Consider the following 25082-nt stretch of genomic DNA (forward strand, 5'->3'; position numbering starts at 1 on the left):
CAGCCCGCTCAGACGGCTTCAGCCGTTTTGGCATTTCCGCCTTGACGCGCTACTTCTATCTGCCCGATGGCATCCACGACCGCATCGAATGTTAGCATCGTCGAGGCATGACGCGCCTTGTAATCCCTGACGGGCTTCAGGTAACGCATATCCTCAAAACGGCCATCCGGCCCCTCACCGTCAGCCTTGAGCATGGCAAGCATGTCTTCCCTGGCCTTGCGGACTTCTTCCGCCGAAGCACCGACAACATGGCGGGCCATGATCGACGACGATGCCTGGCCGAGCGCGCAGGCCTTGACGTCATGGGCAAAATCGGTCACCACATCGCCGTCCATTTTCAGCCAGATTTTTACGCGAGAACCGCACAGTCTGGAATGGGCCTGGGCGCTGGCATCGGCGTCGGGAAGGCTGCCGATGCGGCCGATATTGCCGGCAAACTCCAGGATTTTGCTGTTGTAGATGTCGTCCATCACAGATTTCGCTCCGATGCACCTCTTTTGCGTTTCAAAACAAAAAACACAGCGTGTCCGCTTAGGACACTTTCACAGGGACAATGCCATACTATATGTATGTCGTTCGAAGACCATCGAAATGCAATGGTCTTCTGTAAGTTTGATGGGAAACCGTGCAGGACGGCAGGCTTGTCCGCCAGCCAGAACGCCCCGGAGCCCGCCAAAGGTACACAATCTCCGTACCTCGGGGAATGCCAGTGGCGAGTCCGACAAGATGATATCCGCTTGGCGGATCAGGAGAACCACAGGTAATGGACGCCATTGTAAAGAACTTTCCGCAAGCCGTTGATTCCGAACGCCCGTCGCAGAAGGAAGCCGAAGACGCAGTTCGCGTTCTGCTTCGCTGGGCTGGCGATGATCCGCAACGCGAAGGCCTGCTCGATACGCCTGCACGTGTTGCCAAGGCGTACCGCGAACTTTTCGCCGGATACGACATGAATCCCGAAGACGTGCTCGGCCGAACCTTCGAAGAGGTTTCGGGTTACGACGACATCGTCCTCGTCCGCGATATTCCGTTTTTCTCCCATTGCGAACACCATATGGTGCCGATCATCGGCAAGGCGCATGTCGCCTATTTGCCGAACGGCCGCGTGCTTGGCCTCTCCAAGATCGCTCGCGTCGTCGAGATCTTCGGTCGTCGCCTGCAGACGCAGGAAGCCATGACGGCGCAGATCGCCAATGCGATCGACGATACGCTGCGTCCGCGCGGTGTCGCGGTCATGATCGACGCCGAGCATATGTGCATGGCCATGCGCGGCGTGCAGAAACAGGGTTCCTCCACGCTGACGATGACCTTCACGGGTGCCTTCAAGGCCGATCCGGCTGAGCAGGCCCGCTTCATGTCTTTGGTCCGAGGTCGCTGACCGGGCTTCAACGAAAGAGCCGGAGATGAATCTGATTTTCAATGCGCCTTCCGAAGATAAATCCGAACTCGAGGATGCCGGCGATTTCACCCCTCGCTTCGACGACCGCGGCCTGATCACTGCGATCGTGACCGATGCGCAGGATGGCGAGCTGCTGATGGTTGCTCACATGAATGCCGAAGCGCTCGCCCTGACGATCAAGACAGGCACGGCGCATTATTTCAGCCGCTCGCGCGGAAAGATCTGGAAAAAGGGCGAAACCTCCGGAAACCTGCAATCGGTCAAGGAGATCCGCACGGATTGCGATCAGGATGCAATCTGGCTGAAAGTGGAGGTGGCCGGACATGACGCAACATGTCATACTGGCCGTCGTTCCTGCTTCTACCGAACGGTCGAGCTTGAAGATGGCAAGCCGGTACTGAGCGTGACCGACGATCACCTGCATTTCAATCCGGAAGAAGTTTACAAGCAGTAGACCTATCGGGGATGGTGTTTCAACCAGCTACAACCAGTATACGATTTCGAAACGAAAAAGGGACAATATTTTAGCCGAGGCACACGGAGCCTTGGAGGAGGCGTTTAAATGCTGAATTGGGGCTTGAATCGTCATAACGGCGGACAGAACTTGACGGGTTCAGGCCTCTCGCAGGATACCTCCAATCCACTTCTTCCTCCGTCTCCCCCCAGAAAAGTCAAAATCGCTCTGGCGCTCGGCGGCGGGGCGGCGCGCGGCTGGGCGCATATCGGCGTTCTGCGCGCGCTCGATGAGGCAGGCATCGAAGTTGGCATGATCGCCGGCACATCGATCGGCGCCCTGGTTGGCGGCTGCTATCTTGCCGGCAAGCTAGACGAACTCGAGGCCTTTGCCCGTTCTTTGACGATGCGCCGCATCGCCAGTCTCCTCGACCTGACCATCGGCGGCAGCGGCCTGTTCGGCGGCATGCGGTTGACCAAGCGCATGCAGGAGCACCTGGAAGGCTTTTCGATCGAGGATCTGGACCGCCCCTTTGTCGCTGTCGCATCGGAATTGAATACTGGACATGAGGTCTGGATTGCCAACGGCTCGTTGATCACGGCGCTGAGGGCTTCTTATGCCCTGCCCGGCATTTTCGAGCCGGTACGAAGCAATGGCCGTACCTTGGTCGACGGCGCGCTCGTCAATCCGGTTCCGGTTTCGGTATGCCGTTCGTATGAGCAGCCGCTCGTGGCGGCGGTCAATCTGAACTATGACCTTTTCGGTCGTTCGGCTGTCGTCAAACACAATGTGGGCCAGCCGAACGGAGATTTGCTGCGGCGGGATGAGACGCCGCCCATGAAACTCGGCATGACCGGCGTTATGGTGCAGGCTTTCAATATCATCCAGGATAGGATTGCTCGTGCCCGTCTGGCCGGAGACCCGCCGGATCTTGCGATGCATCCCCGCCTTAGCGATATCGGTCTGTCGGAATTCCATCGCGCCGGCGAAGCTATTGAACGCGGCTACGAGGAGGCTCTGACGAGGTTGCCGGAAATCCGCCGCATGCAGGAAACCTACGCGCGCTAGCGTGTCATCCGAAATCTGCAAAAAAACGAGGTTTGCCCTCGCTTTCGGCGTGAGAAGCTGATCGCTGCAATCGACCCGCTGGGTCGATTGCCTGGGGCATCTCGAACTTCGCCTCACCCGGCGATATAGGCCTTGATCTGTTCGGCCTCGAGTTCGATCTCGCGGATACGCCATTTGACGACGTCGCCGATGGAGATGATGCCGGAAAGCTTGCCTTTCTCCTCGACGGGAACATGACGGAAGCGGCGCATCGTCATCAGTTCCATCAATTCGTCGGTTGTCGTGTCTTCCTTGCAGCGGTGCACTTTGGCCGTCATCATCGATGCGATCGGTTTGTCGAGGCATTCCTGCCCATGCTTGGCAACGGCATTGACCACATCCCGCTCGGTGAAGATGCCGGAAATCTTGCCGCCCGGTCCGACAACGACGATAGCGCCGATCCGATTCTCGTTCAGGATTTTCGCGGCCTCTGCAACGGTCGTATTGCCGCCCGTCGTCACGACGTCGCGGCCCTTGGCTTCAAGTATGGCCTTTACGGAAACTGACATTCGATCCTCCCATCTCGAAAGCATGATGAACACCTGAAGCGTCCGATATGTTCCGAAATTACCCCCGGAGCTCAAACCGGCGCTTTGCCCGTCGGTCGATCGATCTCCTCATCCCATGATCGACGGATGCCAATGGTGCGCCTGTGTCAGTAAGAAAGCAACAGCTCATTCATCGAGTGGTAAAGGTTCCCGAACTTCCTCAGGCGGCTGCCGGTCGAAGGGGGCGAAAAGCAGGAATCCGAACAGGAAGCCGCCGATATGAGCATCCCAGGCCACCGGCTGTGAGCTGTCGCCCGCAAGATTGATGCCGAAAGCAACGAGCGCATTGCCGGCAACCCACATGACGATATAGGCGACGACTGTCCGGCTTCGAAGCGACTGCAAAATGCCGAGGCGCGGGTTGAGATGCGCCTGCCGCATGGACACTCTGCGACTGTCCATGGCCGGAAAGGCAAAACGGCAAGCTGCTCCCATGAGCGCCGAGACGACACCGGACGCACCGATCAACAGCGTCTGGTCGCCCCAGTAGAGTGCCGCATGCAGGAAGGCGGAGGCGGCTGATGAGAAGATCCAGAAAATCACATAGCGCAGGGCGCCGATGCGTCGCGCCACGGGTGCCGCAAAGACCATCAGCCAAAGGCTGTTGAACACGATATGCTCGATCCCGCCATGCAGCAGCGAATAGGTGACAGGCGTCCAAAGCCATTCCAGTCCCTGCTGTGACAAGGGAAAGGCATAGCGGGCCGGGATGAAGCTGAAGGCGAAATAAATCCAGTTCAGCGTATCGTCCGACCACCAGGGAAGGTTCATGACCGCAAAAATGACGATTAGGACGGCAAGGCTCGCCAGAATGGCAGGAGGCAAGTTGAAGGCCGGGGCTCGCTGCTGCGGCCGCGGATTTTCCGGCTCTGGGCGCGGCAGCTGTTCGTCATCCATGTCTTGCTCTGCTTGTCGATAGAAGTCATCGACACATAACGCAGCGAAAATCAAAAAAAAAGCCGCCCGTAGTGTCGGGCGGCATACCGGGGCGCTCCTCTCCGGATCTGACCTCAATGGTTCGTCCGGCGCCCGGGAAATTCGTGCTGAAGGTCACTTGGTGAAGTGATGAACAAAGATTTACATCGACCGCTCGACAAGGCAACCGAAACCCTTTGTTAACCCTAACGGGCCGGTTCTGGCATGGAATTCGCAACATCAGTTTCGAGGGCGATGAATGCCCTTGTAGTTGAAGTGAAATGGGACACGGACGCATTATGCGCCATAAGACGAGCATCGATATATTTACCTATTGGGAGCGTATACGCGGCAACGCGGACGCTCCCCTGCGCAACTTGATACAGCCATCGGCAATCGGCCACATTCTTCCCGAGCTGTTTATCCTGGAAAATACGGTGGACGATAATCCCCGCTTCCGCCTGGCCGGTACGGCGATCTGCAACCTCATGGGGCGCGAACTCCGCGGCGAGAATTTCGCAGCGCTCTGGGCTGGCAGTCAGCAGGATGACCCGGTACGCATAGCCGCCGGCGTGATGAAACACGTGGTTCCCGCGTTGGTTCACGCGACGGGCTACTGTATCAGCGGCCGCAGCATGACCTTCGAGATGATATTGCTGCCGGTTCGCACATCGAGCGACACTTGCGACAGACTGCTTGGTTGTCTGACGCCAACCGTTTATGCGCCTTGGCTCGGCAACGAACGCCTTGAATTTCTGGCACTGGATCGCAGCCGGCTGCTTCGCGAGCGCCGCGTGCGGCTCGTGGATGCACCTCCCCATCCAGACCCCGCAAATCTTCTGCCGCATCGGGGAAGCACGAGCCTTGGTGAATGGGTCCGCCGAAAATTGATTCAAGCAAAAAATGAGGCGCGACAGGGTTAGAACTGACCCAGTGCGGAACAAGATAGGTGATCGTCTCTTATTTATGCCTCTGAAAAGACAACCTTACTTTAAGGAGTTGCGGCTATTAGTTGGATGAGACGCAATAGGATTCAAGACGCCTCCATGCACTCGTTTCAGCCAGCCCAGGCGACGCGGCCCAATCAAATGACAGGCAATGCTGCTCGTAATGATCAGCGGACCTTTCAGCGGGTCCCGATCAATATGCAGGGTCGTCTGATGCTGGCAAATTATGAGGAATTCGAATGCGTTGTCACGGAAATGTCGCCGGGCGACCTTCACGTGACCTGTTTGGGACGGCCGCGCGCCGATGAGCGGGTCGTGGCCTACATCGACCACCTCGGCCGAGTCGAGGGCTATGTCGTTGCGGTCGACGGCCGCGGTTTCACCATGTCGATCAATGCAACCGAGCGGAAGCGTGAAAAGCTTGCGGCGCAACTGACCTGGCTTGCCAACAAGCACGAACTCGGTCTGCCGGAAGATCGCCGCCACGATCGTCTGACGCCGCGCAATACCCGCTGCGAACTCACGCTCGACGACGGTACGCAATATGTCTGCCGCATAATGGACCTCTCGCTCTCCGGCGCAGCGGTCGACGTCGAAATACGCCCCACCATCGGAACGCCTGTGCGTCTCGGCAATATGCGCGGCCGCGTCGTGCGTCATTTCATAGAGGGCGTTGCGATCGAATTCCTTTCGCTACAATCTCGCGAAACCTTGCGCGAATTTCTCTGATACCGTCATCTTCCCGTCACGCAGCGTCGCGAAATAGCGATCTCTGTCTTCTCCTCGATGCGTGACCGCGACATGCCCTACCCGGACATAATCCCTTTTGACGAAGGCCTGCTTGAGGTCGGCGACGGCCAGCGGATTTATTGGATGCAATCGGGCAATCCCGAGGGTACACCTGTCCTCATCCTGCACGGAGGCCCGGGATCAGGTAGTTCGGCTGGAACGGGGCGCTATTTCGACCCGCAATATTATCGGATCATTCAATTCGATCAGCGCGGCTGCGGCGGCAGTCTTCCGCATGCGTCGGAACCGCTGATCGATCTCTCGGCAAATACGACATGGCACACGATTGCCGATATCGAGCGATTGCGGTTGCGCCTCGGAATCGAACGCTGGATCATATTCGGCAATTCCTGGGGCTGCACGCTTGCGCTTGCCTATACCGAAACCCATCCGCAGCGGGTGGAAAGCTTGCTCCTCGTCGGTGTCACCATGACGAGACAATCGGAAATCGATTGGCTCTATCAAGGTCTCGGCCGTTTCTTTCCTGTGGAATGGGCACGCTTTCGGGCCGCTGTACCTAAGACTGATCGCGATGGTGACCTAGTCGCCGCCTATTATCGCCTCTTGCGCAATCCCGATCCAGCAATCCACCTGAAAGCGGCCAGGGATTGGCATGAATGGGAGGCAGCGTCGATCCTGGTCGATTCCCGCGCGGCCCTGTCGCCGCGATGGTCCGATCCACGTTATCTGACGGCGCGCGCCCGGATCATCACCCATTACTTCCACCATCTGGCTTGGCTCGAGGAGCAGCAGATCCTGCGCGACACCCATCGGCTCGCCGGTATCCCCTGCACGATGATCCATGGTCGTATGGACCTCGAAGCACCGCTCGTCACCGCCTGGGAATTGTCACAGGCATGGCCAGAGGCGGAACTGGTGGTCGTTGCGAACGCGGCACACTCGCCGGCGGTCTCGGAGATGGCGACTGCAATCACCCGCGCGACCGATGGGCTTCGCCGGCACGCTCGGCAATAAAAATCAAAAATATTTTTTGAGCCGGTTTTCCCAAAATGGGACAAGTTCAGGCTCTTGCAGCCATTTCCAACACCAAATCCGACCTGTCGCCACGCGAGCTCTATATCAATACACACGTCTACTGCCTTAATCGGCACGCGGGCGTTAACGATCCCCATTGCCGAAAGCCGCTTGGAGACAGCGGATGTCAGACTCTTGCATTGCTGCAATCCATACCGAAATCCCTCAAATTTTAATCGAATTTGCCGCGAACTTGAATCAAGTTTTCTGCGTATTTTATGAGAATTTTCGCCAGATTTTATTTAACTAAGCCATTAATTTGACTGTGCAATTTTGCGTCAGATAAAATCACGCGTGTCATTCTGATCCCAATAAAACAGGGACAGGGACATGAACTTTCAAATCGCACTTCGCGGCCTTGCCGCTCTGGCGCTTTCCACTCTTGGCTTGTTCGGTGCTGCTCAGGCAGCACCCGCCAACATGACGATAACAGGCGACGCTGCTCCCCCGATCGGTCATTACGAATTCTGCAAGGAAAACCCGCGTGAATGCGCTTATTCCGGTGGCGATGCAGGGCCGATGATCCTCAATGAGGATAGCTGGAAGACGATCCTGAAGGTCAACTATACGGTCAATACGACCATCAAGCCGATGACGGATATGGAACTTTACGGTGTTGAGAGAAGTGGGCGATCCCGACCACCGCCGGCGACTGCGAGGATTTCGCGCTGTTGAAGCGCAAGCAACTCATCGATGCCGGCGTCTCGCCTTCCGATCTGCTCATGACCGTCGTGCTGCAGCCGAACGGCGAAGGCCATGCCGTTCTGACCGTCCGCACGGATCGTGGCGACTTCATTCTCGATAACATGCGCAACAAGGTGAAGCTCTGGTCGGAGACCGAATACACCTTCCTGAAGCGCCAATCCGCAGATCATCCGGCTCGCTGGGTCAAGATCCAGGACGGTCGCGCTGTTGCGGTCGGCAGCTTGAAATAAGCCCCCTTCATACCAGATCGCCGACGGCCTAGCGTCGGCGGTAAAGTCAGAGGCCCGGTCTCGTCCCCTGATTTCTGTCCAGGCCGGTGCCTCCGAGCCGTTCCCGCTGTCCCCGGGAACGGCTCTTTTCATTTCGCGGCGGCTCGCGAGATAAGCACTAAAGACTCCGGCGAATTAACTGTCCCGTTAGCACGGGTTGCGACCTATATTTAACCGTCAATTAACCATCGCCGCGCCAATCATATCTTCAATGAGACTCGAAACTAGGACGCCCTCGGTACTCGTCATCGAAGATGGCGGGCGCAGGGAGATGAAGGCAAGAACATGGCTCCTCTGTCATCCGCCACAATGGTCGAAGAAAGCCCGCTAATATCGAGCGGCTTTGTCTATCGGCTCATGGCAGGTGTTGCCGTCCTGGCTGCGCTGACTGTAGCCATATCCGTCGGTGGAAACTGGCTCGGCGAGAAAATTTCGCTCGCGGGTCAGACGACCGATACCAAACCTATCTCCATCACGATCGGCGATGACACGATACGCCTCGCCGCGAACACCATCCGCTTTCCGAGCGAGCGCCTCAATGGCCCGGTCGAGCGCGTCGATCTCTATCTGACCTGGCCGCAGATGCAGGGCTATAGTGAAGCCGACCGGTTGCGCTTCGACGATATCTCGCAAGCATCCTCGCTGATCTTTCTCCAGATCAGCCAGAGCACGATGTCTCGTGATATGTCCGGCCGGCTTGGTCCGATCTATTCGCAATTGATGGACGGCGCTTCCTATGCCGGTCCCTTTGGCCTGACAGCGCATCGGCTTCGCGCCGATGCCGGCTACAATGGCGAAATCCTTTTAACCGCTTCGCGATCCGGTGAAACCGACTATGTCGTGCGCTGCCTCCTGCCCTCCTCGCCAGCCTTGGCAACCAGCGGTGATTGCCAGAGGGATGTCAAGGTTGGCAAGGATCTGAGTGTTCTCTACCGCTTTTCCAGCAATCAGCTCGGGGATTGGCGCACGATGGATGCGGCCGTCCAGGACTTCGTCAAGACGCGCCTTGAGGATGATGCCGCGCCCGCGGCAATGGCTGTTGATGGCCGCTAAAATGGCGCAAAAACCTGAAACCAACTGTTCATCATAAACCGATTGGTAACGCTAAGCCTCTACTGTCGAGCGGGCCGGCCGTTCATGGAGGCGGCGGCCGGATAATCGAGAATGTAAATGCAAGCAGAGAGTGATTTAGTGTCCAGATCCATTCTACCCGTTTCGTCGTCTCAAACCGGTAAAATTCTGGCGAGAGCGCTTCTTGGTTTTTCGATCGCAACGGCGACGATCACTGTGACTGTCGTTGACGCAAGCGCGGCCGGTCCGAAATATGCCGGTATCGTCATCGACGCCAATACAGGCAATGTTCTCTATAGCGAAAATGCCGACACGCTCCACTATCCTGCCTCGCTGACCAAGATGATGACGGTCTACCTGACCTTCGAAGCGCTTGAGGCCGGACGCATCACCCTGGATACTCCCGTCGTATTTTCAAAGAATGCCGCCGCTCAGGCGCCGACCAAGCTCGGTATCGGCCCCGGTCGCTCCGTGACCGTGCGCGAGGCTATCCTCGGTATCGTCACGAAGTCCGCCAACGACGCCGCGATGGCGCTTGGCGAGATGCTCGGCGGCTCGGAGGAAGGTTTTGCCCGGATGATGAACGATAAGGCGCGAGCGCTTGGCATGACGCGCACGACCTATCGTAACCCAAACGGCCTACCGAACACAGCGCAGATGACGACGGCTCGTGATCAGGCTCGCCTCGGTATCGCTTTGCGCGAACATTTTCCGGAATATTACGGCTTCTTCTCCGAGACGAGCTTCCGGCTCGGCAATCGCACGATCCTCGGCCACAATCGCCTGGTCGGCTCCGTGCGCGGTGTTGATGGCATCAAGACCGGTTACACGCGTGCCGCCGGCTATAATCTGGCGACCTCTGTCAAAGTCGACGGTCGTTCCATAGTCGGTGTGGTCCTTGGCGGCGCTTCGACGCCGGCTCGCGACAATCAGATGCGCAAGCTGATCGCTGACTATCTGCCAAAAGCATCGACAAAGCATATTGATTCCAATGTGATCGCGCAGGCGCCAGCCGCATCCCCCAACGTGCAGGCAGCCAGCGCACGCATGGCAGATATCAGCCGCGCAAAGATCAAGAATAACGGGGCGACCGAAGTCGCCGATTCCAGTCCTTCCAGCGCGGCAGCCTTCGCAGCGGTAACGCCACAATCTTCCTTCTCCAATCCACTGCTTTCGGCAAAGCCCGAGCCCGTGAAGCGGCCCGCCTATGACGAAACAGCTGCCGCCGGATCTTCGGACGATGCGGATGAGGATGAAATCGATACCGTAACGACGGCATCGACCTCCAGAAGCGATACGAAGCTGGTAAAACTGCAGCGCACCGAAAAGACCGAGAAGGTTGCAAAGACAACCAAAGCTGAACGCGGGCCTACCGGCTGGATCGTTCAGATTGGCGTTTCCTCCAGTAAGGATGGCGCGACCGACCTCCTTGATACGGCGAAGAACAAAGCCGGCAAGGCATTGCGTTCGGCCAAGCCCTATGCGGTCGCCTTTGACGGCGGTTACCGCGCCCGCTTCGGCGGCTTTGAAGATCAGAGCGAAGCAGTGAATGCCTGCAAGGCGCTCAAGCGTGCCGGCGTCAAGTGCTGGGCGAGTATGGAATAAGCATGTGGCGGGTGTTTTCGCGCCGCATGATTTGAAAATTGGTTGGGCCTTCTATGGCTCTGATCTTCCGGTTCCGAACGTCAAGCGGGCCGGCCCTGAGTTTGTAACGTGTACGGGGTTTTGAAATGGCAATGAACGAGAACTTTCCCGGTTTCTCGCTCGATAGCGGGGGCAAGATGAAACAGAAGAGCTTTGCTCTTCATCCGCTGCATGAAGCGGCGATGCGACTGGCGGACCTTGGTCTCAGCCGTTCGCGCTCGCGCAACAAGACGAAAGACCTGATCGGCATCCTGCTTTGCCACGGTGCGCGCGCCTGGCGCTACTCGCAGCCTGAGGCTCATATTCATCTGCATATCACTGCGCCGACCGGCCGTACGCCGATCATGATGCGGCTGCGTTAGAGCAAACCAAGTTCGGAAAGTTCCCGGCGCAGATCGGCGGGCAATTCGGCTGCCGCGCCGAGACTATCGAGATCGCGCGGCACGTCGTCCTGCGGCAGATACCGCCAGCCCTGAAACGGACGCTTCGGCTGCCCTGTCGTCTCGACAACGCTCGGGTCGAGAATAAGCCGGCAACGCTGAATACCATCAGCGTCGGTGAAGGTCTCGATGCCGAGCAATTTTTGCCGCGCCTGCACCTGCCCCTTGATCACCCAATAAAGCGAACCGCCGTCCAGCAGTTCCTCGATCCGCTTCGGCACCATGCGCGTCGTATGGGTCGTGTGAGGCTCTAGTCCGGCAGCGATGGCGCTCATCGCCCGCTCGGAGACCCATTCGCGCAGATCATCAAGCGAATCCGCGCCGACGCACAATTTGATGAGATGCAAAGCCATGGTGCCGTTGAAGTCCTTTTGACCGGCAGCGTCAAGCTTTTAGATCAGGCGTCCACACTCAGCATTCCACGACGTTGACCGCCAGACCGCCGGTGGAGGTTTCCTTATATTTCTCGCTCATGTCGTGACCCGTCTGACGCATAGTTTCGATGCAGGCATCGAGCGGCACGAAATGCTGGCCGTCGCCCTTGATGGCGAGCGAGGCAGCAGTGACTGCCTTGACCGCGCCAAGAGCGTTTCGTTCGATGCACGGCACTTGCACCAGTCCGGCGACCGGATCGCAGGTCATGCCAAGATGATGTTCCAGCGCGATTTCTGCGGCATTTTCGATCTGTTCCGGCGTCGCACCCATCACGGCCGCAAGCCCGGCCGCCGCCATCGCAGCCGCCGAACCGACCTCGCCCTGACAGCCGACTTCGGCGCCGGAAATCGAGGCATTATGCTTGATGATGCCGCCGACGGCGGCAGCCGTCAGAAGATAGTTGCGAATGCCGTCCTGATCCCAATCCTCGTGGAAGTGCTGATAGTAGCGGATCGTAGCAGGAATGACGCCGGCCGCACCATTGGTCGGCGCCGTCACCACACGTCCACCGGCCGCATTCTCTTCGTTGACCGCCATGGCGTAGACGCTCAGCCAGTCATTGGCGAGTAGCGGATTGATCCGGTTGCTGCGCCATTCCTGCTGCAGCTTGTCGTGAATGGCGCGGGCACGCCGGCGGACCTTCAGGCCGCCCGGCATGATGCCGTCCACCTTGAGGCCGCGATCGATACAACTGCTCATGGCCGCCCAGATACGATCAAGCCCGGCGTCCAGCTCTTCGGCGCTCATGCGCGTTTCTTCATTGGCGCGCTTCATCTGCGCGATCGAAAGGCCGGAGCGCTCGGACATTTCAAGCATCTGCTTGGCGGTGGCAAAGGGGAAAGGAACGCGTTCGCCGGCTGCAGCCGGCTTCTTCCGATCGGCCTTCATCTGCTCCAATTCCGTATCGGTGACGACGAAACCGCCGCCGACGGAATAATAGATGCGCTTCAGCAGCAGGCGATCATCCCTGTCGAAAGCAGAAAAACTCATGCCGTTGGCATGGCCAGGCAGCGGCACCTTCTTGTCGAAGATCAGATCGGTCTTGGGCTGGAATTGATAGGTCGGATGACCTGGCGGCGTGATGCGTCCGCTGCGCTCCACTTCGTCGATAATGGCATCCATATGGTCGGGATCGACGCTGTCGGGCTTTTCGCCCATTAGACCGAGGATGACAGCCCTGCCCGTGCCGTGGCCGATACCCGTATGCGCCAGCGAACCATGCAGGCTGACCTTGATCGACTCAACATGCACATTCGAAGACGGTCGCGGCCACTCATTCGACAGCAAGAGGTCCAGGAAGCGATTCGCCGCCGACATTGGTCCCATCGTGTGCGAGCTGGACGGTCCCACACCGATCTTGAACACATCAAAAACTGAGAGAAACATGGACCTTTGGTGCCTCCAGGCAAATCGATTTCCGGCAAGGCTACGCTATCGCGGCAAGCTTGCACGGCGATTGGCCGACATCGGATTTCATGGCAGCGACATTACATATAGGCATTCGGGGAAGCAAACAGAAGGCCATTGCGCGCGGCTCGCGCTGAGCTACAGTCTACATGGGATTGATCTGGAGAACCTGCCTTTATGACGACTGCCGACTATGTCGCCCTCGCCCTTTTCATCTTTCTCTGGGTCGCGCTGAACTGGATCACCAGCAGCGCCAGCTTCTTCAATCGCACCAGTCTGACGCTGGCGATGAACGAGCGTCGCCGCGAATGGATATACAACTCGCTGCGCCGCGATCTGAAGATGATCGACACGCAGATCCTCTCCGGCCTGCAGAACGGCACCGGCTTCTTTGCCTCCACATCAATCTTCGCGATCGGCAGCTGTTTTGCGCTTCTCGGCGCCACCGACAAGATCAACGCCTTCTTTTCGGATATGCCGTTCATACTCAATGGCGGTCGGGCAGCCTTTGAAATCAAGGTAGCCGGGCTTGGCTGCCTTTTCGGCTATGCCTTTTTCAAATTCGGCTGGGCCTATCGCCTGTTCAACTATTGCACCATTCTCTTCGGCTCCCTGCCGATGCGCGAAGATGCCATCCTTGATCCGTTGGCCGCGGAAAGAGCCGCCGAGCGCGTGGTGCGCATGAACGTCATTGCCGCGCGCAATTTCAATGCCGGCCTCAGGGCAATCTTCCTGTCCATCGGTTATCTCGGCTGGTTTCTGAGCCCCTATGTCTTCATGGCGACGACGATTTTCATCATCGTGGTGCTGATCCGCCGTCAGTTTTTTTCCGACGCCCGTCTGGCCATCATGGATAGCGATATGCCATGACAAGGCCGCGTCGGCCCATGCCGCTGCAAAGACTTGAATTCATGCCTGGAAGGACTTCCGTAATGGCCGCCATCGCCGCGAGCGCCGACGTTGCGCAAAAGACGCCTCGCATCGGCATTCTGGATACGGCACGCGGTGCTGCCCTGCTCGCCATGGCGAGCTATCATGGCACCTGGGATTTCGAATTCTTCGGCTATCTTGATTCTGGTACGGCGGAAACCGGCTGGCTGAAGCTCTATGCCCGCGCCATTGCCAGTACCTTCCTGTTCCTGGCTGGCTTCAGTCTCGTGCTTGCCAATACGCCGGAAATTCGCTGGCGGTCCTACTGGCGACGGCTGGGCATGATTGTCGCTGCAGCTGCCGCAATCTCACTCGTCACCTTCATTGGTATGCAAGACGAATGGATCTTCTTCGGCATCCTCCACAGCATTGCGGCGGCGAGCCTTATCGGCCTCCTGTTCCTGCGCCTGCCCGCATTCTTGACGCTTTTGGTCGCGGCATTGCTCACCGTCGGCATCGTGATCGACAACGTCGTCGCGCCGCTGTCGCTGCATTCGACGTTCTTCGACACGCCGTGGCTATGGTGGGTCGGGCTTTCGGAAAATATTCAGCGCTCGAATGACTATGTGCCGCTCTTCCCGTGGCTGACACCATTTCTGTTCGGCCTCGGCATCGCGCAATTGGCACTCTCTCTCGGCTGGCTGAAGCATCTGGCAAAATTCGGGCCTGGCCGCAATCTCGTTGCGCGTGCAGGCCGTCACAGCCTGATCTTCTATCTGGTGCACCAGCCGGTGCTGTTCGGCCTTGTCTATCTCCTGTCACTTGTCGCTCCTGCGCCACCGCAGGACCCGACGGTCGGCTATATCAGGCAATGCGTGGCTTCATGCACGCGATCGGGCAGCGAAGCCATGTGCCGCAGCTTCTGCCAATGCACGCTCGACAAGTTGCAGGCTCAGAACCTCTTCAAATCGCTGGAATCAGGGGCGATCAAAGCAGATAGCGATGAACGCGTAAGCCGAATCGCGATACAATGCACGGATGAAGCGCAATGACAGGGTTATTCTATGAATGCCTATCGTTCGAAGTCGCTGAGTTTTCCGTGGCCGCCGCTGCTCTATAGCCTCGCCGTCATAGCGGCGCTGTCCCTGCAGCGATGGTATCCCTTGCCTTTGCCCTTCATCTGGGCGCTGGTTGCATGGGTGGTTGGCGCGCTCCTGACCGCCATCGCGGTTACATTGAATGTCTGGGCCGTCAAGACGCTGCTGGAACGCCGCACAACCGTTCTTACCCAGCGCTGCACAGCGCATTTGGTGACCACCGGCCCCTTTCGTTTCACCCGCAACCCAACCTATCTCGGCTATACCTTGCTGACCGCAAGCTTCGGCCTTCTGATCGGCAATCTCTGGTTCCTGGTCATGGCAGCAGCGGCGGCCGCCTTGACGACCTTACTCGTCATCCGCTGCGAGGAGATGCATCTCCTCTCGCGATTCGGCTGCGAATTCGAGTTTTATTGCAAACGGACGCGCCGCTGGTTTTGAAAAGCTGAGCGCTTAATAGCGGATCAGGTCCCAACGCCAATTTCGGCCAGGCGCCCGAGGCAGGCTTCCTCGACATTGTCGAGTTCGCTCAGCGTGTCATCGATATCCTTACGCTTCTGACGCAGCTCGTCGCGCTTTTCGTCGACGCGTTTCATCAGCAGCTTCAGCTGGCCGATCTCGCCCGGAGGCTCCTTGTAGACCTGAATGATCTCGCGAATCTCGGCGATAGTGAAACCGATGCGGCGGCCGCGCAGAATCTCCATGATCAGACGCCGGTCGGCTGGGCGAAATAGGCGCGTTCGGCCCCTGCGCTCAGGATGAATAAGGCCCTCGTCCTCATAGAACCTCAACGTCCGGGTCGAAACCCCGAATTCCCGAGTGAGCTCCGTTATGCTATAGTATCCGTCGACCAAGAATCCGCCCCTAATCTGCTGGCCATCATAATATTGACTTTTACGTAATAGTCAATTTTGATGGGTTGCAGTCAGTTCTCAACCCGCCAGTGCAGCGCTAAATCATAGGCCCACAGGGCCTGAGAGGGCGAAATTTCCCGTAAATTCGATGGGAACGGTCATAGAGACAGCAGACGCCTCAGTGATTCGAATGCACGAATCAATGCGATGGGAAGCGCGGCCACCAAGGCGGTGGCATTGCTATCATCTTCCCCTTATCCTGGCAGGCCTCCTACCCATGTCCTCCAGTTCCGCTAGAGAGTGCCGTGTCTGTCCGCCCCATCATCCGCTTTCCCAATCCGCTATTGCGAAGCCCCTCCACGGCCGTCACGGCCTTCGACGACAATCTGCGGATGCTTGTCGATGATCTGTTGGACACCATGCGGGCCGCGCCTGGCGTCGGCATCACCGGCCCGCATATCGGCGTTCTCAAGCGGGTCGTCGTGATCGAACTCAGCCGCGAGGATGGCGTGCGCATCTATATCAATCCGGAAATTCTGTGGTCGTCGGCAGAGACCACACGGCATACGGAGGGTAGCGTTTCCATGCCCGGAGCGACGGAGGAGATCGTCAGACCGAAATCGATCCGCTTTCGCTATCTGGATATCGCCGGCGAAACCCATGAAGCCGAGGCGCATGACTTTCTGGCCATCTGCGTTCAGCACGAGATTGACCAGCTTGACGGCATTTTCTGGCTGCAGCGGCTTTCCAAGCTTAAGCGCGACCGATTGGTGAAAAAATGGGAGAAGATGCGGGATTGATATAAGCAAACAGAAACGGGCGCCCAAAGGCGCCCGTTCTGCAAGAGGTTGGATCCGCAATCAGCCCTTGAGCTTGGTATTGCAGAGGCTGTAATAGCCGCCGCCCTTCTGGATCCACTTCAGGCCGCCGAGCGAATTGCTGGCCTTGGCGGCGTTATAGGCGTCGACGCAGGTGTGGAAGCGGCCCTTGCCGGGCGTCTCGGTAGCATATTTCGGGTCGACCTTTGCGGGGAAGGTTACGCCGGCCGGGGCAGCCGTGGTCGGCTTTGCCGGTTCTGCTGCCGGCGGCTTGGTAGCGTCGGGCTCGCTGGCGTCGACCTTGGCTGCCGCAGTGGTCTTCGCCGGCTTGGCAGGCGTCGTAGCCGCTGGTGCAGTGGTTGCGGGAGCGGTGGTCGTGGTGGCGCTGGCGTCCGCGCTGCACTGCGTTGTGCGGAAGTCATTCCACTTCTGGCCGTTCAAGGTACCAGCAGTTTTGGCAGCCTGATATTTGGCGCTGCACTCTTTCATGGTTAGCGCAGAAGCCGAAGAAGCGAGGCCCATCGAGCCTACAACTGTGAGAGACGCAAAAGACATCAACAGAATGGCACGACTTGTCATTGGCATTTCCTCCGCTCTATGACGAATGTCGAAACTATTAATCGTATCGTCCCCATCGATTGTCAATCGACACGCGATCTGGGGGCGACGGAAGACACCATATGCGGACGAACATGAACGCAAACTGTACAAAAATAGCTATCGAAAAGAGTGACTTGACTGGAGCAGCAATCCTGGACGGCGGTTCATCGCTGTGTTGAGTTCAGCCGGAGATGGAAGAATCGATGGTGCCGATTCACATTGCAATTTTACTTCCGTCATTCGCGGCCAGCTATACGCTTCGGCAAGGGCGATCGCAGACCAAATACAACCTATCGTGAGCTTCGGTCTTGAAGTGTAGGCACCTCGCCCTAGTTCCCGTCATGCAGTTCCCCTCTCTATGCCCTGGATGCTCTCCCTTCCAGGGCATTTTTCTTTCAGACGTTTTTCTGGCAGATAAGGCCATCGAGAGATAACGCGCCAAAAGACTCGCCACAGCATTCAAATGAGTATAGGCTTATATCACCGTTGGCTACCGAACCCGTAGGCGCTAGCGGCTGAGAGAGATGATTACTCTCGCCTGCAGAGGTCAAGGAGTTACCCGCATGACCTCGCATGATACTGGCGACAACATCCTAAGCGATCAGAAACTGCATGATCTTCTCAAGGCAGAAGACAGGATCGATCTTTTGGAAAGATCGAAACGGTTCATTCCGAATGAGTCGGAAGTACCGATGGTAGAGGGCGCCGAAGAGCGCTCCTGCGAGCTATAGCAGTTTTGGCCATCAAATCGGACAGGTCGTTTGATCCGTCCTGCTTAGCACTAAAATTCATCGCAACATCCGGCATCGTCTTCGGACGATCGCCGATCACCTTCGCGCGTCATTGACAGTTTCGCCGAAGACCTGTTCGAACGCCTCACGCAGGCGGATATCGACATCCGCCATCATGACCGGCAAGCCGAGATCGACAAGGCTGGTAACGCCATAGGCCGAAATTCCGCAAGGAATGATGCCGGTGAAATGCCCGAGATCGGGGTCGACGTTCAGCGAAAGGCCGTGAAACGTTACCCATTTGCGCACGCGGATGCCGAGCGCCGCAATCTTGTCCTCAGCCACGGTGCCGTCAGCCAGAGCGGGCTTCTCCGGGCGCCTGACCCAAACGCCAACTCGATCCTCTCGCCGCTCGCCGCGCACGTTCATCGAATCGAGCGTGCGAATGATGACCTCTTCGAGCGCGCCGACAAAGGCGCGGATATCCTGCCGGCGACGCTTGAGGTCCAGCATGACATAGGCGACACGCTGCCCTGGCCCGTGATATGTATACTCGCCCCCGCGTCCTGTCGCAAAGACCGGGAATCGATCCGGTTCGATCAGATCGGCGGCATCAGCGCTAGTGCCCGCCGTATAGAGCGGAGGATGTTCGACCAGCCAGACGAGTTCCGGCGCCTGCCCTTCGGCAATCGCGGCTACCTCCGCCTCCATGGTGGCAACCGCCTCCTCATAAGGCACGAGACCGTCACTGATCCGCCAGCGGACGGGCGGCGTACCTTGAGCGGGAAACATCTGGTGAGAAAGTTCGGTGCGAAGCATATGGCAGTCCTTTGCGCGTCGCAGGCCGCATGTGTGGAAATCCTGCGCGCCGACGGGTTGTCCACATATGGCGCCATTCGAGCGGGAATTCAAACATGTAAGGCGTTTCGGCAGCATTCGCACATGTCAGATCGGAGGAGCTGTGAAGGAATTTAAAAAAACTGACATATCGCTCTTGTGCCCCCCGAATGCTTTTGCTACATGCAGCCGCGCCGGAGCAATCCGGCCTACCACGATGCGGTCGTGGCGGAATTGGTAGACGCGCAGCGTTGAGGTCGCTGTGGGGCAACCCGTGGAAGTTCGAGTCTTCTCGACCGCACCAAGAACCCGGCTTTGGCCGGGTTTTTTGTTTTTAAAACAATGCGTAGCTAACGCTTTCTTCAGTACCACATTATCTCGCACGCCATCGTCCGCTCGCTGACGACACGCGAAGCGACCAAAGCGTCGGGAATATTGCGATGCTGCCCCGTTTCCCACACAAGTTACTCGCGAAATGCCGAGAGGTAGTTCGCCTACCCTGATGGGCCGGAACAGCCGTCGTATTTCCCTGGTCACTTGACTTCGCGCCCCTCTCTGGCACCGTGAAACTCTTCAGACAGGGGGAAGATGCATGACACCAGAGCGCTTTTCAGAATGCCTTTTGCATATACGCTGGACGCCCATCAATCTGGCGAGCGCTCTGCAATGTGACCTGTCATGGGTGGAGGCGCTGGAAGCTGGAAATGCCAAAGTCCCGGAAGGGTTGGCGGAATGGCTGGAAACCCTAGCCCAATGCCACGAGAAAGCCGGCGTTCCTACCACCTATCGCGGCCGTGGACACGACTGAGATTGAAGCAGACGAGACGAGCTGGGGAACGATGGCAGTCCGGAAATGGCGACACTTCATTCCAAACGGAGGGATTGGAAATGAATGATGATTTTCGCTTGAAGCTTATCAAAATCAGAGGCGAAAAGATCGCCCATCGCAACGAACTGCTGGCGATGAAGACGCAGGGCATTGACGCGAAACAGATTGGAGAGATCATCGATCTTGACGACATGATCGCCCGCGAGCAGCTCGCGATCGACACCCTCGACGATACGATTGCCCGATTAAGCTAAAAGTACTTAGGCCCGCGCCACGTCGAGGGAAGCCGCGCTCAATGCGCCACATCCTTGCTCAGATTGCGCAGCCTGATCTGATGGTCGAGACGTTCGAGCTGCTTTGTTGTCGTCTCTATCAGCCGACCGACCTCCTGATAGGCGGTGCGTAGCCGCGATAGCTCGTTCTTGACGGCTTCCAGGGCGCGCTCATCGCTGTCCTCTCCGGGTCCGTCACCCGATCCGGTCATCAACCATGCCGGTGAAACATCGAAAAGAGCTGACATCTTGGCCAGCGCGGAGGGGTTGGGTTCGGCGCGATCGGATTCCCACGCGAGCATCGTCTCCTCGCTGACGCCAAGCTGTCCGGCCAGCGTTTCGAGGCTGATTCCCGCGGCATCGCGAGCCATGGACAGGCGTCCGCCAAGCGTATCGCCGCCTTCATCCGAAAAAACGGTCGTCTCTTGTTCTGGTTTGAACATCGGTGCGATCCCTTTCCTGGTCGCGCCGGCAATTTTTCGCCGCGCAGTCATGTTTTAGCCGGTTCCAAAGCTCCAGATAGGTCTAAGGGCGTCATCTCGCCAGGGAGATCTGTCCCATTTGGAAAAGTACGGCATTTGCGGATGGCTGCCACCGCATCTTGCAACCTACTTTCAAGCGCGTCTTGATTGCATGTTTGTCCTATGTTTGAAGTTGACGCATGCTCGTCTCTTCCCCCGTTTCCACGCAGCAAAATCCGCTTAGAGGCATGACGATCATGGCAAGCGCCATGATCCTGCTGCCGACGATGGATGCGATCGCCAAGTACATGGCGAGTTTTGAAGGCATGTCGCCGGGCCAGGTGACATTCTATCGCTTCTTCTTTCAGCTTGTGTGCATGCTGCCGCTTCTTGCGACCGCAGCCGGGCGGTCAGCCTTTTCGGCGAAGCGCCCATGGTTGAACCTTTTACGCGGCGCACTGCATGGCGCCGCGAGCCTACTCTTTTTCGCCGCGGTCAAATACATGCCACTTGCCGATGTCTTCGCGATCTATTTCGTCGAACCCTTTATGCTGACGGCACTTTCCGCCTTGTTCCTTGGCGATAGGGTCGGTTGGCGGCGATGGCTGGCAATCGTTATCGGCTTCGGCGGCGCAATGATCGTCATTCAGCCGAGTTTCGCGATCTTCGGACTGAAGGCGCTGCTGCCGGTCGCATGCGCCTTCCTTTATGCGCTCTATCTCTTCATGAACCGTGCCGTCGGTGAGGCGGATTCGCCGTTGACGATGCAGATCATGGCGGGTCTCGGCGGCACCATATTCATGGCCTTGGCTCTGCTTGCCGGCTCGTCAGCCGGCATTACGGATTTCGAGCCGTCCCTGCCCGCCTCGGTGCTCGGACTGGTGCTTCTGCTGATTCTCGGTTCGATTTCAGGCTACGCCCATATGCTCGTCGTCAGAGCCTTCCGGCTGGCGCCACTGTCGCTGCTTGCTCCATTCCAGTATTTCGAGATCATTTCCGCTACCGTTCTCGGCTACGCGATCTTCGGCGATTTTCCTAATCTTTCCAAGTGGATCGGCATTGCTATTATCGTCGGCTCCGGCCTCTTCATCATCTGGCGGGAGCGTATGCAGTCGAGTTTGGAAAAAACGACGTAAGCGCGGACATGTTGCGCATGGACCAGGCAAGCAATTTATGGCTAAAACACTGACTGAATAGGGTATTTGGGCGGAGATTGCATGTTCAAGAAAATCCTGATCGCCAATCGCGGCGAGATTGCCTGCCGCGTGATCAAGACTGCGCGCCGCATGGGCATTCTCACGGTCGCCGTCTATTCCGATGCTGATCGGGATGCTCTTCATGTCGAAATGGCGGATGAATCAGTCCATATCGGCCCCGCTCCCGCTGCCGAAAGCTATCTTGTCGCCGACAAGATCATCGCTGCGTGCAAGCAGACCGGCGCGGAAGCAGTCCATCCAGGCTACGGCTTCCTCTCAGAGCGCGCCTCCTTCTGTGCGGCACTGGAGAAGGAAGGCATCGTCTTCATCGGCCCGAAGCCGAAGGCGATTGAAGCCATGGGCGACAAGATCGAATCGAAGAAATTCGCCAATGCGGCCAAGGTTTCCACCGTTCCGGGCCATCTCGGCATCATCGATGATGCCGATCATGCCGAAAGAATCGCCGCTGAGATCGGCTATCCTGTCATGATCAAGGCGTCCGCCGGCGGCGGCGGCAAGGGCATGCGTATCGCCTGGAGCAAGGACGAGGTTCGCGACGGCTTTGAACGCGCCCGCTCGGAAGCGAAAAGCTCTTTCGGCGACGACCGCGTCTTCATCGAGAAATTCGTCGTCGACCCCCGACATATTGAAATCCAGGTATTGGCCGACGCTCACGGAAATGTGGTCTATCTCGGCGAGCGCGAATGCTCCATCCAGCGCCGGAACCAGAAGGTCGTCGAAGAGGCACCCTCGCCGTTCCTTGATGAGGCAACGCGCAAGGCCATGGGCGAGCAGTCCGTGGCGCTCGCCAAAGCCGTCGATTATCAAAGCGCCGGCACGGTCGAATTCATCGTCGATCGCGACCGGAATTTCTATTTCCTCGAAATGAACACCCGCCTGCAGGTCGAACATCCGGTCACGGAGCTGGTGACCGGCATCGATCTTGTCGAACAGATGATCCGCGTCGCCGCCGGCGAGAAACTGCCGTTCAAGCAGGCGGATATCGGGCTCAACGGCTGGGCCATCGAAAGCCGCCTTTATGCGGAAGATCCCTATCGCAACTTCCTGCCCTCGATCGGCCGCCTGACGCGCTATCGTCCGCCGCGCGAAGGCAGAACGGAGACATCGGTCGTGCGCAACGATACCGGCGTCTTCGAAGGCGCCGAAATCTCTATGTATTACGATCCGATGATCGCCAAGCTCTGCACCTGGGCTCCGACAAGATTGGAAGCAATCGAAGCGATGGGCGAAGCCCTGGATGGTTTTGTGGTCGATGGCATCGAGCACAATATGCCGTTCCTCTCGGCTCTGATGAAGCATCCGCGCTGGCGCGAAGGCCGCCTCTCCACGGGCTTCATTGCCGAGGAATATCCTGATGGCTTCGCGCCGGTGACGCCGGACGAAGACCAAACCGCTTTGCTGTCGGCAATCGCCCTTTCCTGCAGCCTGATCGAATCCAACCGCCGCGAGCGCTATGCCGACCGCTTGCGTCCAGCCGCCGCGCCGCTGCGGGAGAGCTGGGTTGTCAAGCTTGGTGCCGACTATCTGCCTGTGACGTTGCTTGAAGGCGTGGCGACCATTCCCTTCGAGATGGACATGCGGATCGGCAGCCAAACGGTAACCGTCGCAACCGACTGGCGTCCCGGCGATTCCGTATGGGCCGGCACCGTTGGCGACCGCAAGCTGACAGCCCAGATCCGCACCGTGCTCAATGGTCTGCGCATCGATTGGCAGGGTATTTCCGTCCGGACCAGGGTGTTTACACCGCGTCAGGCTGAACTCGACAAGCTGATGCCGGTCAAGTTGCCGCCGGATACGTCGAAGCTCCTGCTCTGCCCCATGCCGGGCTTGGTCGTCGCTATTGCCGTCGCCGAGGGACAGGAAGTCAAGGCAGGCGAAACGCTGGCCATTGTTGAGGCGATGAAGATGGAAAATGTCCTGCGAGCCGAGCGCGATCTGGTCATCGGCAAGATCAACGCCAAGCCGGGCGAAAGCCTCGCCGTCGACGCCGTGATCATGGAATTCACCTGATCGAGAAGCTTCGCCATCGCAGCCATGTGGAAAAAGCTGCGCGGCGATTGCTCGGCTAAAACATGATAATTGCGACGCTAAGTGTCTGATTTTGGCTTGAGCCGCCCCATGTGCCCATGCCAATGTCGCGCGGACCAAATCATAGCAGGAAGGGATGAGATCATGGACGTAAGAGCAGCGGTCGCGGTTGCGGCAGGCAAGCCGCTTGAGGTGATGACGGTTCAGCTTGAGGGGCCGAGAGCCGGCGAAGTGCTGATCGAGGTCAAGGCGACCGGCATCTGCCATACCGATGATTTCACGCTGTCGGGTGCCGATCCGGAAGGCCTGTTTCCGGCGATCCTCGGCCATGAGGGTGCCGGCATCGTCGTCGATGTCGGACCTGGCGTCACCTCGGTCAGGAAGGGCGATCACGTCATTCCGCTCTACACCCCCGAATGCCGCGAATGCCCGTCCTGCCTTTCCCGCAAGACCAATCTGTGCACCGCGATCCGCTCGACCCAGGGCCAGGGTCTGATGCCGGACGGCACCTCGCGCTTCTCGATCGGCAAGGACAAGATCCATCACTATATGGGCTGCTCGACCTTCGCCAATTATACCGTGCTGCCGGAGATTGCCGTCGCCAAGGTCAATCCGGACGCCCCCTTCGACAAGATCTGCTATATCGGCTGCGGCGTGACCACAGGCATCGGTGCGGTCATCAACACTGCCAAGGTGGAGATGGGCGCAACCGCCATCGTCTTCGGTCTTGGCGGCATCGGCCTCAATGTCATCCAGGGCTTGAGGCTTGCCGGTGCCGACATGATCATCGGTGTCGATCTCAACAATGACAAGAAGGCCTGGGGCGAGCGCTTCGGCATGACGCATTTCGTCAATCCGAAGGAAGTCGGCGACGACATCGTGCCTTATCTCGTCAACATGACGAAGCGCGGGGCCGACCAGATCGGCGGTGCCGACTATACCTTCGACTGCACCGGCAACACCAAGGTGATGCGCCAGGCGCTGGAAGCCAGCCATCGCGGCTGGGGCAAGTCGGTGGTCATCGGCGTTGCCGGCGCCGGCCAGGAGATCTCGACGCGTCCGTTCCAGCTGGTGACGGGCCGCTCGTGGATGGGGACGGCCTTCGGCGGCGCGCGTGGCCGCACCGATGTTCCGAAGATCGTCGACTGGTACATGGAGGGCAAGATCGAGATCGATCCGATGATCACCCACACCATGCCGCTCGAGGACATCAATAAGGGTTTTGAACTCATGCATTCGGGTGAGAGCATCCGTAGCGTCGTGCTGTATTGACGGTAAAAGCCACTCGGCAAGATGTATGCGGCGC

The 25082-nt window shown here is 58.1% G+C and carries 28 protein-coding genes, 1 tRNA gene and 1 pseudogene; 21 read left to right on the top strand and 9 right to left on the bottom strand.

Translation table 11 applies throughout. The annotated features are described in order from the left end of the window. Positions 1–8: 8 nt before the first annotated feature. Positions 9–473: an iron-sulfur cluster assembly scaffold protein gene (locus tag ACK83U_RS07185; RefSeq protein WP_112338980.1), complete on the bottom strand. Its 465-nt coding sequence runs from the start codon at positions 471–473 to the stop codon at positions 9–11. A gap of 290 nt (positions 474–763) precedes the next feature. Here ACK83U_RS07185 and folE point away from each other — a divergent pair, with 290 nt between their 5' ends. The 3 genes from folE (at position 764) to ACK83U_RS07200 (ending at position 2918) form a co-directional block, all read left to right on the top strand. After that, entirely contained in the window at positions 764–1375 is a 612-nt protein-coding gene (gene folE, locus ACK83U_RS07190) for a GTP cyclohydrolase I FolE (protein WP_112398297.1), read from the top strand. A gap of 25 nt (positions 1376–1400) precedes the next feature. After that, a complete protein-coding gene (gene hisI / locus ACK83U_RS07195; RefSeq protein ID WP_112338982.1) occupies positions 1401–1850 on the top strand; it encodes a phosphoribosyl-AMP cyclohydrolase in 450 nt (149 codons plus the stop codon). Positions 1851–1958: 108 nt separating this feature from the next. Continuing rightward, on the top strand, positions 1959–2918 hold the full coding sequence (locus tag ACK83U_RS07200) for a patatin-like phospholipase family protein (protein WP_015339965.1): 960 nt from the start codon (positions 1959–1961) through the stop codon (positions 2916–2918). A 113-nt stretch (positions 2919–3031) separates the two neighbouring features. Here the strand turns inward: ACK83U_RS07200 and ACK83U_RS07205 are convergent, their stop codons facing one another. Together ACK83U_RS07205 and ACK83U_RS07210 are read right to left on the bottom strand one after the other, a co-directional pair. After that, positions 3032–3466: a CBS domain-containing protein gene (locus ACK83U_RS07205; RefSeq protein WP_112411793.1), complete on the bottom strand. Its 435-nt coding sequence runs from the start codon at positions 3464–3466 to the stop codon at positions 3032–3034. 165 nt (positions 3467–3631) lie between these two features. Next, a complete protein-coding gene (locus tag ACK83U_RS07210) occupies positions 3632–4402 on the bottom strand; it encodes a rhomboid family intramembrane serine protease (protein WP_112338984.1) in 771 nt (256 codons plus the stop codon). A gap of 317 nt (positions 4403–4719) precedes the next feature. Here ACK83U_RS07210 and ACK83U_RS07215 point away from each other — a divergent pair, with 317 nt between their 5' ends. The 7 genes and pseudogenes from ACK83U_RS07215 (at position 4720) to ACK83U_RS07245 (ending at position 11242) form a co-directional block, all read left to right on the top strand. Next, complete coding sequence (locus ACK83U_RS07215) at positions 4720–5343, top strand: PAS domain-containing protein (protein WP_246712033.1); 624 nt, start codon at positions 4720–4722, stop codon at positions 5341–5343. A 123-nt stretch (positions 5344–5466) separates the two neighbouring features. Next, complete coding sequence (locus ACK83U_RS07220) at positions 5467–6096, top strand: PilZ domain-containing protein (protein WP_112602690.1); 630 nt, start codon at positions 5467–5469, stop codon at positions 6094–6096. A gap of 72 nt (positions 6097–6168) precedes the next feature. Continuing rightward, a complete protein-coding gene (gene pip, locus ACK83U_RS07225; protein ID WP_112602715.1) occupies positions 6169–7131 on the top strand; it encodes a prolyl aminopeptidase in 963 nt (320 codons plus the stop codon). 390 nt (positions 7132–7521) lie between these two features. Further along, positions 7522–8126 (top strand): annotated as a pseudogene (locus tag ACK83U_RS07230) (transglutaminase-like cysteine peptidase). A 324-nt stretch (positions 8127–8450) separates the two neighbouring features. Beyond that, positions 8451–9218, top strand: coding sequence for a hypothetical protein (locus tag ACK83U_RS07235; protein ID WP_412474814.1), 768 nt, complete (start codon positions 8451–8453; stop codon positions 9216–9218). Positions 9219–9335: 117 nt separating this feature from the next. Next, positions 9336–10841 carry a D-alanyl-D-alanine carboxypeptidase gene (locus ACK83U_RS07240; protein WP_112602694.1) on the top strand — a complete coding sequence of 502 codons (1506 nt, stop codon included), beginning with the start codon at positions 9336–9338 and terminating at the stop codon, positions 10839–10841. A 125-nt stretch (positions 10842–10966) separates the two neighbouring features. Continuing rightward, positions 10967–11242, top strand: coding sequence for a hypothetical protein (locus ACK83U_RS07245; RefSeq protein ID WP_112338990.1), 276 nt, complete (start codon positions 10967–10969; stop codon positions 11240–11242). Here ACK83U_RS07245 and ACK83U_RS07250 read toward each other — a convergent pair. Together ACK83U_RS07250 and ACK83U_RS07255 are read right to left on the bottom strand one after the other, a co-directional pair. Next, positions 11239–11673 carry a DUF1489 family protein gene (locus ACK83U_RS07250; RefSeq protein WP_112602696.1) on the bottom strand — a complete coding sequence of 145 codons (435 nt, stop codon included), beginning with the start codon at positions 11671–11673 and terminating at the stop codon, positions 11239–11241. The two genes, ACK83U_RS07245 and ACK83U_RS07250, sit on opposite strands and share 4 nt — an antisense overlap. A gap of 58 nt (positions 11674–11731) precedes the next feature. Further along, positions 11732–13141: an L-serine ammonia-lyase gene (locus ACK83U_RS07255; RefSeq protein WP_112338992.1), complete on the bottom strand. Its 1410-nt coding sequence runs from the start codon at positions 13139–13141 to the stop codon at positions 11732–11734. 198 nt (positions 13142–13339) lie between these two features. Between ACK83U_RS07255 and ACK83U_RS07260 the strand changes: the two genes are divergently transcribed. From ACK83U_RS07260 to ACK83U_RS07270, 3 genes are all read left to right on the top strand, one after another. Next, complete coding sequence (locus ACK83U_RS07260; RefSeq protein WP_112411798.1) at positions 13340–14032, top strand: DUF599 domain-containing protein; 693 nt, start codon at positions 13340–13342, stop codon at positions 14030–14032. A gap of 62 nt (positions 14033–14094) precedes the next feature. Beyond that, the gene (locus ACK83U_RS07265; RefSeq protein WP_112602698.1) at positions 14095–15084 is read left to right on the top strand and encodes a DUF1624 domain-containing protein; all 990 of its coding nucleotides are present in this window, start codon (positions 14095–14097) and stop codon (positions 15082–15084) included. 12 nt (positions 15085–15096) lie between these two features. Continuing rightward, positions 15097–15570 carry a methyltransferase family protein gene (locus ACK83U_RS07270; protein WP_112602700.1) on the top strand — a complete coding sequence of 158 codons (474 nt, stop codon included), beginning with the start codon at positions 15097–15099 and terminating at the stop codon, positions 15568–15570. A 23-nt stretch (positions 15571–15593) separates the two neighbouring features. Here ACK83U_RS07270 and ACK83U_RS07275 read toward each other — a convergent pair whose 3' ends face one another. After that, a complete protein-coding gene (locus ACK83U_RS07275; RefSeq protein WP_069612249.1) occupies positions 15594–15983 on the bottom strand; it encodes a MerR family transcriptional regulator in 390 nt (129 codons plus the stop codon). A 305-nt stretch (positions 15984–16288) separates the two neighbouring features. Here ACK83U_RS07275 and ACK83U_RS07280 point away from each other — a divergent pair, with 305 nt between their 5' ends. Further along, positions 16289–16783: a peptide deformylase gene (locus ACK83U_RS07280; protein WP_112602702.1), complete on the top strand. Its 495-nt coding sequence runs from the start codon at positions 16289–16291 to the stop codon at positions 16781–16783. 60 nt (positions 16784–16843) lie between these two features. On the opposite strand, the gene ACK83U_RS07285 is transcribed toward ACK83U_RS07280, so the two are convergent. Continuing rightward, positions 16844–17380: a hypothetical protein gene (locus tag ACK83U_RS07285; RefSeq protein ID WP_112602704.1), complete on the bottom strand. Its 537-nt coding sequence runs from the start codon at positions 17378–17380 to the stop codon at positions 16844–16846. Between the two features lie 584 nt (positions 17381–17964). On the opposite strand from ACK83U_RS07285, the gene ACK83U_RS07290 reads away from it, so the two are divergent. Next, entirely contained in the window at positions 17965–18132 is a 168-nt protein-coding gene (locus ACK83U_RS07290) for a hypothetical protein (protein ID WP_162707980.1), read from the top strand. Positions 18133–18228: 96 nt separating this feature from the next. Here ACK83U_RS07290 and lipB read toward each other — a convergent pair whose 3' ends face one another. Then, the gene (lipB, locus tag ACK83U_RS07295) at positions 18229–18951 is read right to left on the bottom strand and encodes a lipoyl(octanoyl) transferase LipB (protein ID WP_112602706.1); all 723 of its coding nucleotides are present in this window, start codon (positions 18949–18951) and stop codon (positions 18229–18231) included. Between the two features lie 237 nt (positions 18952–19188). Between lipB and ACK83U_RS07300 the strand changes: the two genes are divergently transcribed. The 3 genes from ACK83U_RS07300 to ACK83U_RS07310 all read left to right on the top strand — a co-directional run bounded on the left by ACK83U_RS07300 (position 19189) and on the right by ACK83U_RS07310 (position 20052). Continuing rightward, positions 19189–19273 (top strand) — tRNA-Leu (locus tag ACK83U_RS07300). A gap of 288 nt (positions 19274–19561) precedes the next feature. Continuing rightward, the gene (locus ACK83U_RS07305; RefSeq protein ID WP_015339986.1) at positions 19562–19777 is read left to right on the top strand and encodes a hypothetical protein; all 216 of its coding nucleotides are present in this window, start codon (positions 19562–19564) and stop codon (positions 19775–19777) included. Between the two features lie 80 nt (positions 19778–19857). Continuing rightward, entirely contained in the window at positions 19858–20052 is a 195-nt protein-coding gene (locus ACK83U_RS07310; RefSeq protein ID WP_112602708.1) for a hypothetical protein, read from the top strand. Between the two features lie 38 nt (positions 20053–20090). Here the strand turns inward: ACK83U_RS07310 and ACK83U_RS07315 are convergent, their stop codons facing one another. After that, positions 20091–20513 carry a helix-turn-helix domain-containing protein gene (locus tag ACK83U_RS07315; RefSeq protein WP_112339000.1) on the bottom strand — a complete coding sequence of 141 codons (423 nt, stop codon included), beginning with the start codon at positions 20511–20513 and terminating at the stop codon, positions 20091–20093. Positions 20514–20731: 218 nt separating this feature from the next. On the opposite strand from ACK83U_RS07315, the gene ACK83U_RS07320 reads away from it, so the two are divergent. The 3 genes from ACK83U_RS07320 (at position 20732) to ACK83U_RS07330 (ending at position 25048) form a co-directional block, all read left to right on the top strand. After that, positions 20732–21667 (top strand): DMT family transporter, encoded by a 936-nt coding sequence (locus ACK83U_RS07320; RefSeq protein ID WP_112602710.1) that lies wholly within the window; start codon positions 20732–20734, stop codon positions 21665–21667. A gap of 81 nt (positions 21668–21748) precedes the next feature. Then, a complete protein-coding gene (locus tag ACK83U_RS07325; protein ID WP_112602712.1) occupies positions 21749–23758 on the top strand; it encodes an acetyl/propionyl/methylcrotonyl-CoA carboxylase subunit alpha in 2010 nt (669 codons plus the stop codon). A gap of 162 nt (positions 23759–23920) precedes the next feature. Further along, positions 23921–25048, top strand: coding sequence for an S-(hydroxymethyl)glutathione dehydrogenase/class III alcohol dehydrogenase (locus ACK83U_RS07330; protein ID WP_412474815.1), 1128 nt, complete (start codon positions 23921–23923; stop codon positions 25046–25048). Positions 25049–25082 lie beyond the last annotated feature (34 nt).

Origin of the sequence: Rhizobium sp. WW22 (genome assembly GCF_047041135.1) — a bacterium.
GTDB lineage: Bacteria > Pseudomonadota > Alphaproteobacteria > Rhizobiales > Rhizobiaceae > Rhizobium.